We start from the raw sequence: 10506 nt of genomic DNA, 5'->3' as shown, positions 1-10506 counted from the left end.
GCTCAGGGCGCCAAAGGACGATCCCGAAGTCGGCGGCGATTATTACGGGCTGCCGTGGCCGTGCTGGGGAACGCCGGAATTCAGGCATCCCGGAACTGCGATCCTTTACAACACCAGTCTGCCGGTAAAGGAAGGTGGCGGCACGTTCCGCGCCCGTTTCGGTGTCGAGCGCGTGGTCAAGCGCAAGGTCATGGAAAACGGGCAGGAGGTCGAAAAGGAAGAGCATGACAATTTGCTTTCCGAAGGCTCCTACTCGGCCGGCTCGGAAATCAAGGACGGTTATCCGGAATTCACGCTCGGCGTGCTAAAGAAGCTCGGCTGGGACAAGGATCTCAGCGCTGCCGAGATGGAAATCATCCAGCGCGTGAACGCCGCCAATCCCGATACCATCTCCTGGTCGATCGATCTTTCCGGCGGCATCCAACGCGTGGCGATCGCGCACGGCTGCAGCCCCTATGGCAACGGCAAGGCGCGGATGATCGCCTGGAATCTGCCGGATCCGGTCCCAGTGCACCGCGAAGTCATTTACACGTCGCGGCCCGATCTCGTCGCAAAGTATCCGACCCGCCCGGACGCCCGGCAATTTCGGGTCCCGAACCTCGGCTTCACCGTCCAGAAGTCCGCTGTCGACAGAGATATCATTAAGCAATTCCCGCTGATCCTGAGCTCGGGCCGGCTGGTCGAATACGAGGGCGGCGGCGAAGAGACACGCTCCAACAGGTGGCTCGCCGAGTTGAAGCAGGACATGTACGTCGAGATCAATCCGGCGGACGCATCTGAGCGGGATATCAAGGACGGCGGCTGGGTCTGGGTCACCGGAGCCGAGAGCAATTCCAAAACGCGGGTCAAGGCGCAGGTGACCGAGCGTGTCGGCAAGGGCGTCGCGTGGATGCCCTTCCACTTTGCCGGCTGGTACGAAGGGGCCGATCTGCGCGGCAAGTATCCGAAGGGCTCCGATCCGATCGTGCTCGGCGAGAGCGTCAACACATTGACGACCTATGGCTATGACCCGGTTACCGGCATGCAGGAACCCAAGGCAACGCTCTGCCAGATCAAGGCGGCGTGAGAGGAGAACAGTTCATGGCGCGCGTCAAATTTCTTTGTGATGCCGATCGTTGCATAGAATGCAACGCCTGCGTGACCGCCTGCAAGAACGAACATGAAGTGCCGTGGGGCATCAACCGCCGCCGCGTCGTCACCATCAATGACGGAAAACCCGGCGAACGCTCGGTGTCGATGGCCTGCATGCATTGCACCGATGCGCCCTGCGCCGCGGTGTGCCCGGTAGCGTGCTTCTATACCACCGCGGACGGTGTCGTGCTGCACTCCAAGGACCTCTGCATTGGCTGCGGCTATTGCTTCTACGCCTGTCCATTCGGCGCGCCGCAATATCCGAAGACCGGCAACTTCGGCTCGCGCGGCAAGATGGACAAGTGCACTTACTGCGCGGGCGGGCCGGAAGATGACAATACGCCGGCAGAATACGCCAAGTATGGCGCCAATCGTCTTGTCCAGGGCAAGTTGCCGATCTGCGCCGAGATGTGCTCGACCAAATCGCTGCTGGCCGGCGACGGCGCCATCATCGCCGAAATCTACAAGGAGCGCGTGATGAAGCGCGGCTATGGTTCGGGCGCATGGGGTTGGAAGACAGCCTATCACGAGGGCATCGATGTCTGAGGCGCCTCGCGGCGAGTACCGGCAGCTGCGAACCACGGGAGAACGATCATGATGAGGTGTCGTGCGCGCATTCGCTGTTTCATCATTGTTGCGTTGGCAATCCTGATGATGGCCGCGGGAAATCCGGCGCTGGCGCAGAAGCTCGGCCCGGACGGCGCACCCAATCCGACAGCCAGCAAGATGACCGAGCAGCAGTTGCTGCAGCAATCGCCGCGCATCGAGGGCAATATCGACCAGCCGATCGAGCGTGCGCGCGTGCTGATCCAACCAGCCGGCCGGGCATGGGACTATTTCCACCAGGTCACGTTGCGCTGGATTGGCGCCATCGCGATCCTCGGCATGATCGCAGCGCTCGCAGCCACCTATGCCGTCATGGGACGGCTGCGGATCTCCGCCGGACGTTCGGGCAAGAAGATTTCGCGCTTCAATTCTTTCGAGCGTTTCGCGCACTGGCTGACGGCGGCGTCCTTTGTCATTCTCGGCTTGACTGGGCTCAACATCACGTTCGGACGGATCACGCTTCTGCCGCTGATCGGACCCGAGGCGTTCAGCAGCATCTCGCAAATCGCCAAATACCTCCACAACTACGTCAGCGCATCGTTCGTGATCGGCCTCGTCCTGATCATTGCGCTATGGATCAGGGACAACATTCCGCGGAAAGTCGATGTCGACTGGATCCGGCAAGGTGGCGGCTTCATCAAATCGAAACATGCGCCGGCCGGGCGCTTCAACGCCGGCGAGAAGCTGGTGTTCTGGTTCGCGCTTGGCGCGGGAGCGGCGGTTACCGTTTCCGGGGTCCTGCTGCTGTTTCCGTTCTACGTGGCGAATATTGCGGGGATGCAGATCGCGCAGGTCGTGCACGCCGTGGTGGCTGTTCTCTTCGTCGCGGTGATCATCGCCCACATCTACATCGGCACGCTAGGCATGGAGGGCGCCTTCGAGGCGATGGCGACCGGCGAGGTCGATCTCAACTGGGCCAAGGAGCATCACGACGTCTGGCTCAAAGAGCAGTTGAACAAGGAGTCCCTCGCCGCTCGATCCCGACCATCATCGGTTCCAGCGGAATGAGCACGTCGGCCACCAAGGCCGGCACCGGAGGTCAGGCATGAGATCGACTGCGCTCGCAAGAATAATCGTCGGCGTGGTGGTCGAACGCCGCAAGGCCAGCAGCCCGTGGCTCGATTTTATCTGGCGGCCGCTCTCGGTGCTGGTGGGAACGCCCTCGGCGGCACCCTGGACGCGGATCGGCGAGGAAGGCGACGCAACCACATTCTATGCGGGCGAGGCCGCGATCGAATTGCATCGCACCGAAACGGCGAATTATCGGCAGAACCTCTCGTCGGGAATACCCGCGCTGTGGGTCGTTCTGCGGCCGAAGCTTGCGAATTCCGCGAGTCCGGCGTTCGAACTCCTTATGGTGACGGCCGACCCCGCCGAGGGCGAGGCTTTGACCGACGCCGGCAACGACCTCGTCGCGACCGTCCCGATGCCTGCTGCGATCATAGCGGCGATCGACACTTTCAACGCCGAGCATCACGTCGAGCGAAGTTTTAACAAACGAAAACGGGACCGGGGCGTGCCACAGCTGCCCGGCCACTGCCGCGAGGACAGGGAGAACCGCAAATGACCGGGCCGGAAAACATCATGGCGCGCTGGTCGCGGATGAAGCGGGAATCCGGCACGATAGTGGAGCCGAATGGTTCATCCTTCCGGCCAAAACCCAATGCGGCGGAAGCCGGCGATTTGAAAGAAGCAGCGCCACCAACGGACTCTCCCGCCGCTACGGCCTTCGATCTGGCAAGCTTGCCGCCGCTGCAATCGATCACGGCGGGCACCGACATCCGATCGTTTCTCGCATCAACCGTCCCGGTCGAACTGACGCGAGCCGCGCTGCGGCGGGCTTGGGTCACCGATCCGGCGATTCGCGACTTCATTGGGATCGCCGAGAATCAATGGGATTTCAACGACCCGACCGCGATGCCGGGATTCGGGCCGCTGCGCGCCGGGGATGTCCCGGGTCTTGCCGGTCTCGGAAAAACGGAACAGGCCGGCGCAGCGCCGGCTGAAGGCCAGGCCGCGGCTGAAGTCGACGAGATGGATCACGCGCGGGCCGCGGAGTATGCGCTGCTCGCGGCCCTGATGTCGCACAGCCCGGACGCCGATATGATCGAGCAGCTGGCCCGCCTGGGCGGCGATGCAACCGAATTGGGCGCAGCGCACGCGGCCCTCGGTGTTGCAGCAGCAAGCATCGACCCGGAGCGGGTCGAGCGCGAATATTTCGATCTGTTTGTCGGATTAGGCCGCGGCGAACTTTTCCCCTACGCGTCCTATTATCTGACCGGCTACCTGCATGGGCGTCCGCTGGCCCGGATCCGCGAGGCCCTGAAGCAAATCGGCCTTGATCGGAACGAGCGGCAATCGGAACCCGAGGATCACATAGCGGTACTCTTTGAAGTCATGGCCGGCCTTGCGGCCGGACGGATCGCTGCGCCCGAAGGTACCGACCGCAGCATCTTCGAAAACCATCTCAAGCCGTGGGCGGCGCGTTTTTTCTCGGACCTCGAGCACGCCGAGTCTGCGACATTTTACAAAAGCGTCGGATCGCTCGGCCGCATCTTCATGGAAATCGAAACTGAGGCATTCTCGCTTTCGACCTAAGTGACGGTCCGCGACGGACCCACGGCAACACAGCCCGGCGAACGCAACGTTGAAGCCGTTGCGGTCCGCCTTTTGGCGTAGCCGAAGCCGCGGCGTCAATAGGCGTCGCCTTCGTATTTGTGACCGGCAAGACGATCGTCGCGAACGGTGTTGCCATAGCACTCGGCGGCCTGCCCTGAGGCCTCCGCCTCGCACTGCGCGTAGCTGGTAAAGCTGCAGTCCGTGCCGCCCAAGGTATACTGCATGCAGTACTTGCCGGGAGGCACGATTGGCGCCGCCTCTGCGGCGGACCCCGTCAACGCGACGAAAGCAAATGCCGAAAATGCGACGGCCGACGCCGCAGCCAATTTGTGAACTGTCGTCATGGTTCTCTCCGATTGTTGGGTTTGCCCCATAACTGATGTGGAAAGTCGCCCGCACAAAATCGATTATAAAATAATTTACATTATTGCCGACGACGACAATTGATTCTTGCGACGCTGCAAGAAGATTGCCCTTGAATCGTTGTCTTTCTCAGCAGTCCGTCGTGCATGCCGCGTTTTTGACGTCGGGACGCGCGTCGCCGGTGAACATGCTCCGATTCGGCATCTTGATCGCGGGAAGCGTCTTGGCGTCGAGCACCGCATCGGCCGGCAGCAGGCCGTTGAGGTTGAGGACGTAAGCCGAGACCGCATAGACGTCGTCATTGCTCAGCGATTGCGGCGCGTTCTGGGGCATGGCGCGGCGGATATAATCGAACAATGTCGTGGCGTAGGGCCAGTAGCTGCCGACCGTTCGCACCGGCTTTGGCGTCGCCAGCGTGCCCTGCCCGCCGGCCAGCCGATCGCCGAGACCGCCCTCGCCCTTGGCGCCGTGGCAGGCCGCGCATTGCTGATCGAACACCTCACGGCCATGACTGACCGTGCCGCTTCCGGGTGGCAGGTTATGGCCTTCGCGATCGATGTCGATGTTCCAACCCGCGATCTCGGCCGGCGTCGCCGGCCGGCCGATACCGTACGGACTCTGCGCCTGGGCAGACGTCGCACACGCCACCGCAGCGGCAAAGAGGGCGAGCTTACGCATTGGCATTGCTCACCTCGCCGTCAGCAGCGATGCGCCAGGGCCAGACTGCGTTGTTGTGATAAAAATAGTTCTCGCCGCGGACCGCGAGAAGTTCGGCCAGCGTCGGCTGCACGTAGCCGGTTTCATCGATGGCGCGGCTTTGGATCACGGCGGGCCGGCCGTCCCAATGCCACGGCAGCCTGAAGCGGGTCAGCGCCCGCGTCAGCACCGGATCCTGCAGCTGCGCCTGCTGCCAGCTCTTGCCATCGTCGACCGAGACATCCACACGTTTGATCTTTCCTCGGCCGCTCCAGGCGATGCCGCTGATCTCGTGAAATCCGGCCGCGCCCAGCCGCTGGCCGCCCGAGGGGCGCGTGATAATGGATTTTGCTTCCATGACAAACGTGAATTCGCGGGCCGAGCCGTCCGGCATCAGATCGGTATATTTCGAGGTCTCCTCGCGCGAATAGGCCGGCTCGGCCGTGACGTGCAGACGGCGCAGCCATTTGATGTTCATGTTGCCTTCGAATCCGGGCAGCAACAGCCGCAGCGGATAGCCCTGCTGGGGGCGCAGCCGCTCGCCGTTCTGGCTGTACACCAGCATTGCGTCGTCAAGGCATTTTTCGATCGGAATGCTGCGCGTCATTCCGGCGGCATCGGCGCCTTCGGCGACCACCCATTTGGCGTCGGCCTGCAATCCTGCTTCCTGCAAAACCGCTTTGAGCCTGACGCCGGTCCACTCCGCGCAGCTCAGAAGACCGACGAGATCGGAAGCCGTCTTGCCATAGGGTTTTTTGTAGCCGGGGTTGCCCGAGCATTCGAGGAAATAGATCTGCGACTGCGACGGAAAGCGCCTGAGGTCATCCATGGTGAAGATCAGCGGCCTGTCGACCAGGCCATGCAGCATCAGCCGATGCTGCGCCGGATCGATGGTGGGGACGCCGCCGTGATGGCGTTCGTAAAACAGTCCGTTCGGGGTGATGATGCCGTCGAGGTCCTGTAGCGGCGTCCGGCCCGATGCCGACAGATATTGCGGCAGGTTGTTCGGAATATTCTTGACGACGGCTTTCTCGAACGGCGAAGGCGTTCCGTACGGCAGGCTTCCCATGGGATCGCCGGGCGTCTTCATCCATTCCGCGACATTGGGCGGCACGTTGTCGCCAGTTTGGCTTGCCGCCAGCGCTTGCCGCCCGAGACCGCCAGCGATGACGGCCCCGCCCATCAATGCTCCGCCTTCAAGCAAAAATCCCCGGCGCGACGTTGCAGCAATACGCTTATCGATGTCGGTTGATGCGGTCATCGTGAGTGCTCCTCCGAAAGCGGTAGATGCAGAATTACGCAGGGAAGCCGACAACCATTCCAAAAGGGTGGCTTCGTCCGGGCGCGTGCAACCCGCGCGCCGGCTAGCCCCTCCAAGCCGATCCGCGAATGACGCTGCAGAAATTAGCGCGCCTGAAGGCCGGGTCCTTATCCGCGAGCACGTCGGCCTTGACGTTGCCGAATGTCGTGTCGGGCTTGTGTTTGATGCCGTCGTAGAACGCCTGGATGATATCTTCCTTGAATTGCCCGGGCCGCGGATGCGCGTGCACGACCGCTTCGCGCTGCGCGTCGTTGTATTCGGCATAGGCCAGGCCCAGCACGTCCATCTCCACGCCGGCCGTCACCAGAGCGACGACCGGGTGCATGTGCTGCGGGATGCCCGGCGTGGTATGCAGCGCGATCGCCGTCCAGACCGTATCGATGTCGTGCTCGGCAATGCCGCGGCTACGCAGGAAGTCGCGGGCAGCGTTGGCGCCGTCGACCTCGAATCGCTCATGGGCGCTGCTATGCGAAGGCGTCAAGCCCATGTCGTGGAACATCGCGCCCGCATAGAGAAGCTCGGAATCGAATTTGAGAGCACGGCGTTTTCCGGCCAGCGCACCCCAGTAGTAGACCCTGCTCGAATGATGGAACAGAAGCGCGGATTCGGTATCCCGAACCAGCTCCGTGATCGCACGCGCAAGGCTGCTGTCGGGAACGCGGATACCTTCAATGGTGAACGTCGTTTCAGCCGCCAACGTCATTGCGCTTCTCCTGCCGTGCCGAGTCATTCGTCCACGACCAAATGCAGCGTTGTGTCGGGCCGGTCGATTAAATAGGGATTTAATTTTCGGACGTCGGAGGGGTCGCCGCCCCTACCGCTGAGCATCGCGCATGGAAAAGGCCGCAACGTTGCCGATGTGGCCTTTTTCCATCCACCACGTTGGTTTCACTACCTTTGAAATGTTTCGTGCCGTTTGCTCACAGGCGTGCCATAGGCGTCGCTGCTGTTGAATTGCATCAGTGTCCTGGCGTCCAGGCCCGCCGCGGGGGTTGGCCGGCCGCCGTTGAGCACGTCGTTGTTGGGATAGTAGAACGCGAACGCACCGGGCTCCTGGATAGCCGCCTGCGCGAATACCGGCGTTGCGGACATCACCGACAGAATGGCTGCCGCACTTAGCATCTTGAATCTGGTCATAGCTTTTCTCCGTGGATCGATTGGGTGCGAGATGTTGGTAATTTTCGCCTTCGCCCTGAATGCTCAGGGGCGTCACCACGGAGGTAGGCCAATGCTCTGCCGATCCCACTAAATAGCACTTCATAAAAATAAATTGAAATTACACGATGATCGCACCCAAGGTGCTTCGATGAGCGGTGAACCTGCAGACATTCTGTTCGGTCATTCTAAAATTCAATTTAATGGCAATTGCGAAATGGCGAACCGACATCGGGTTCACGCATCTATCGCTCTCGTAATAAGGAGCCTCGTCATGATCAAAAGCCTGAAAACTACAGCCGTTGTACTCCTCCTCGTCTTGGCGGCGCCCGCTACGTCATTTGCGAGGATGGCCGGTGAAGCGGGAATGGGAAATGTGCCGATCAGTGGAATTTCGCCCGGGCCCGCAAATATCGGTGGAATGAATAATGCGACGGTCGACCCGAGCGGCATCGCCAACGCCAACAAGGTAGCTCCGATCCCGCCGCCCCCCATGAGTGTCCCGGTGGTTCCGCAGTTTAAGTGAGGCGAAATAGCATCAACTCCGGCGTCTGCGAAAAATGCAACGCGGGATCGTCATGAAGGATTGAGAGATGCAGCAGCACGCTACTATTGCGGCAGCGCCGTTGATACGAAATAACGATTTTGAGCCAATCCCAAGGCATCGCGCACGACCTGTTCACAGCATGCTGGCGTCGTTTTCCGCGGCTTATTTCGCGGGCGCTCTCGTCACCGACGTCGTTTACTGGCAAATGCCCGATGTGATGTGGGAGAGGTTCTCGATCTGGCTGATCATGGCTGGCCTGGTTATGGCCGGCCTCGCCCTCCTTTCTTACATCATCAACGCCTTTGCGGGCCGCAGGCGAGGGAGCCGGTCGGCCTGGCCTCGCTTGGTTTGCTACGCACTCGCTGTATGTCTCGCGGTGATAAACGCCTTTGTCCACAGCCGCGACGGTTATACTGCGGTGGTACCGAGCGGCCTGATGCTTTCCGCTAGCGTCGTCATCGTTCTGGTGCTGGTCGAGATTGCAACGCTCCTGGCAAATCGCCGCCGTGTCGGAGAATAATCATGATGCACCCGCTCAAACCTTTAACCTGGAAACTGCCCCCTCTCGCGATCCTGCTCGCCGGCGTCGCTTGCCTGGGACTAGCCGGCTGTGACGATCATGCCGGCGACCCCAAGGCGCAGATCGGCGCGAATCCCGTGCTGCCCGCGCTGCAGCAGTATCTGATGCCGCCAATGGCGGTCGCGAAAGTCGTCGGATGGGGAAAGGATGAAACTCCCGCTGTGCCGCAGGGACTGCAAGTCCACGCATTGGCTACCGGCTTTGCGCATCCGCGGTCGCTCTATGTGCTTCCCAATGGAGACGTGCTGGTCGTTGAGAGCAATGGTCCGAAAGCACCGATCAGCCGGCCCAAGGACATCATCACCGGCTGGGTACAGTCGTTCGCCGGCGCCAAGGCAGAGGACGCAAACCGGATCACGCTGCTGCGTGACACCAAAGGTGACGGTACATTCGACTTGAGAACCGTGTTTCTGGACCATCTCAACTCGCCGTTTGGCGTCGCCCTGGTTGGTAACGAGCTTTATGTCGCCAACACCGACGCCATCGTCCGCTATCCGTATCAGGACGGAGAAACCAGCATCACCGCCCCAGGGACAAAACTCACCGATCTTGCTGGCGGCCCGATAGATCATCACTGGACCAAGGCGCTGCTGGCGAGTCCCGATGGCTCCAAGCTCTATGTCGGGGTCGGATCGAACAGCAACATCGGCGAAAACGGCATGGGCGCCGAATACGAACGCGCCGCGATCTGGGAGGTCGACCGCGCGTCAGGCGCGCATCGCATCTTCGCCAGCGGAATTCGCAATCCCACCGGGCTGCAGTGGGAACCCGAGACCGGCAAGCTGTGGGCCGTCGCCAACGAACGCGACGAAATCGGGCCCGACCTGGTTCCGGATTATCTGACCTCGGTGCGGGACGGAGGTTTTTATGGCTGGCCTTACAGCTATTACGGTCAGCACCTGGACCCGCGCATCCAGCCGCAGCGCCCCGATCTGGTGGCTACGGCGATCAAGCCTGACTACGCGCTGAGCTCGCACGTGGCGCCGTTGGGGCTGGCCATGTACACCGGCACCGACCTTCCGGCAAACTACCGCGGCGGCGCTTTCGTCGGCGAACACGGAAGCTGGAATCGAACGCCGCTCAACGGCTATAAGGTTGTGTTCGTGCCGTTCAGCGGTGGAAAGCCCAGTGGCCCGGCGCAAGACGTCGTCACGGGCTTCCTCGATGCCGACAATCACGCGCATGGACGGCCGGTAGGTTTGGCCGTCGACAAGACCGGCGGATTGCTCATCGCCGACGATGTCGGAAATACCGTTTGGCGCGTGTCATCAGCCAAAGCGGGTTCTCATCCGAAACCGGCCAGTTAGGCGGCCTTGCGCGGCGTAACATCCGATTGTGCGAGAAGATTCGATGATCGCCAGGTACACCGACCACGCGGCTAACGAGCGAACCTTTCTCGCATGGGTACGCACCGGCTTGGCCGTCGCCGCATTCGGATTTTTTCTCGTCAGGCTGAACGTCTTTTTTGATGTGACAGGCAGCGTGGGT

The 10506-nt window shown here is 61.4% G+C and carries 15 protein-coding genes and 1 pseudogene; 10 read left to right on the top strand and 6 right to left on the bottom strand.

Features of this window, described 5'->3' with window-relative positions; genetic code table 11:
• The 5 genes and pseudogenes from VGP39_RS08350 to VGP39_RS08330 form a co-directional block, all read left to right on the top strand.
• Positions 1–1066: formate dehydrogenase subunit alpha (locus tag VGP39_RS08350; protein WP_327567630.1), on the top strand; the 1066-nt coding region annotated here is incomplete at its 5' end.
• A gap of 14 nt (positions 1067–1080) precedes the next feature.
• Positions 1081–1677: a formate dehydrogenase FDH3 subunit beta gene (gene fdh3B / locus VGP39_RS08345; RefSeq protein WP_327567629.1), complete on the top strand. Its 597-nt coding sequence runs from the start codon at positions 1081–1083 to the stop codon at positions 1675–1677.
• Positions 1678–1728: 51 nt separating this feature from the next.
• Entirely contained in the window at positions 1729–2745 is a 1017-nt protein-coding gene (locus tag VGP39_RS08340; RefSeq protein WP_414644601.1) for a formate dehydrogenase subunit gamma, read from the top strand.
• 37 nt (positions 2746–2782) lie between these two features.
• A complete protein-coding gene (locus VGP39_RS08335) occupies positions 2783–3304 on the top strand; it encodes a DUF3305 domain-containing protein (RefSeq protein WP_327567627.1) in 522 nt (173 codons plus the stop codon).
• Positions 3301–3597: pseudogene (locus tag VGP39_RS08330) on the top strand (DUF3306 domain-containing protein); the annotation flags it as partial. The gene VGP39_RS08335 and the pseudogene VGP39_RS08330, both read left to right, overlap by 4 nt.
• Here the strand turns inward: VGP39_RS08330 and VGP39_RS08325 are convergent.
• Positions 3535–3780 carry a hypothetical protein gene (locus VGP39_RS08325; protein WP_327567633.1) on the bottom strand — a complete coding sequence of 82 codons (246 nt, stop codon included), beginning with the start codon at positions 3778–3780 and terminating at the stop codon, positions 3535–3537. The pseudogene VGP39_RS08330 and the gene VGP39_RS08325 overlap by 63 nt on opposite strands.
• On the opposite strand from VGP39_RS08325, the gene VGP39_RS08320 reads away from it, so the two are divergent.
• Positions 3772–4335, top strand: coding sequence for a molecular chaperone TorD family protein (locus VGP39_RS08320; RefSeq protein WP_327567632.1), 564 nt, complete (start codon positions 3772–3774; stop codon positions 4333–4335). The genes VGP39_RS08325 and VGP39_RS08320 overlap by 9 nt on opposite strands.
• Before the next feature lie 95 nt (positions 4336–4430).
• Here the strand turns inward: VGP39_RS08320 and VGP39_RS08315 are convergent, their stop codons facing one another.
• From VGP39_RS08315 to VGP39_RS08295, 5 genes are all read right to left on the bottom strand, one after another.
• Positions 4431–4700: a DUF3551 domain-containing protein gene (locus VGP39_RS08315; protein WP_327567626.1), complete on the bottom strand. Its 270-nt coding sequence runs from the start codon at positions 4698–4700 to the stop codon at positions 4431–4433.
• A 148-nt stretch (positions 4701–4848) separates the two neighbouring features.
• On the bottom strand, positions 4849–5403 hold the full coding sequence (locus tag VGP39_RS08310) for a cytochrome c (protein ID WP_327567625.1): 555 nt from the start codon (positions 5401–5403) through the stop codon (positions 4849–4851).
• Positions 5390–6676, bottom strand: coding sequence for a sulfite dehydrogenase (gene soxC, locus VGP39_RS08305; RefSeq protein WP_327567624.1), 1287 nt, complete (start codon positions 6674–6676; stop codon positions 5390–5392). Before soxC ends, VGP39_RS08310 begins: the two co-directional genes overlap by 14 nt.
• A gap of 103 nt (positions 6677–6779) precedes the next feature.
• The gene (locus VGP39_RS08300) at positions 6780–7439 is read right to left on the bottom strand and encodes an HD domain-containing protein (protein ID WP_327567623.1); all 660 of its coding nucleotides are present in this window, start codon (positions 7437–7439) and stop codon (positions 6780–6782) included.
• Positions 7440–7627: 188 nt separating this feature from the next.
• Positions 7628–7873: a hypothetical protein gene (locus VGP39_RS08295; RefSeq protein WP_327567622.1), complete on the bottom strand. Its 246-nt coding sequence runs from the start codon at positions 7871–7873 to the stop codon at positions 7628–7630.
• 292 nt (positions 7874–8165) lie between these two features.
• Between VGP39_RS08295 and VGP39_RS08290 the strand changes: the two genes are divergently transcribed.
• From VGP39_RS08290 to VGP39_RS08275, 4 genes are all read left to right on the top strand, one after another.
• Positions 8166–8417, top strand: a complete 252-nt coding sequence (locus tag VGP39_RS08290; protein ID WP_327567621.1) for a hypothetical protein — start codon at positions 8166–8168, stop codon at positions 8415–8417.
• A gap of 67 nt (positions 8418–8484) precedes the next feature.
• Positions 8485–8958, top strand: a complete 474-nt coding sequence (locus VGP39_RS08285; RefSeq protein ID WP_327567620.1) for a DUF2231 domain-containing protein — start codon at positions 8485–8487, stop codon at positions 8956–8958.
• A gap of 2 nt (positions 8959–8960) precedes the next feature.
• Positions 8961–10325 (top strand): sorbosone dehydrogenase family protein, encoded by a 1365-nt coding sequence (locus VGP39_RS08280; protein ID WP_327567619.1) that lies wholly within the window; start codon positions 8961–8963, stop codon positions 10323–10325.
• A 43-nt stretch (positions 10326–10368) separates the two neighbouring features.
• A partial coding sequence (locus tag VGP39_RS08275; protein ID WP_327567631.1) for a DUF202 domain-containing protein occupies positions 10369–10506 on the top strand: 138 nt, incomplete at its 3' end.

The sequence above is a fragment of the Bradyrhizobium sp. genome, assembly GCF_036009065.1.
GTDB lineage: Bacteria > Pseudomonadota > Alphaproteobacteria > Rhizobiales > Xanthobacteraceae > Bradyrhizobium.
The sequence above is the reverse complement of the archived record's forward strand: the minus strand, read 5'-3'. Positions and strand labels throughout refer to the sequence as shown.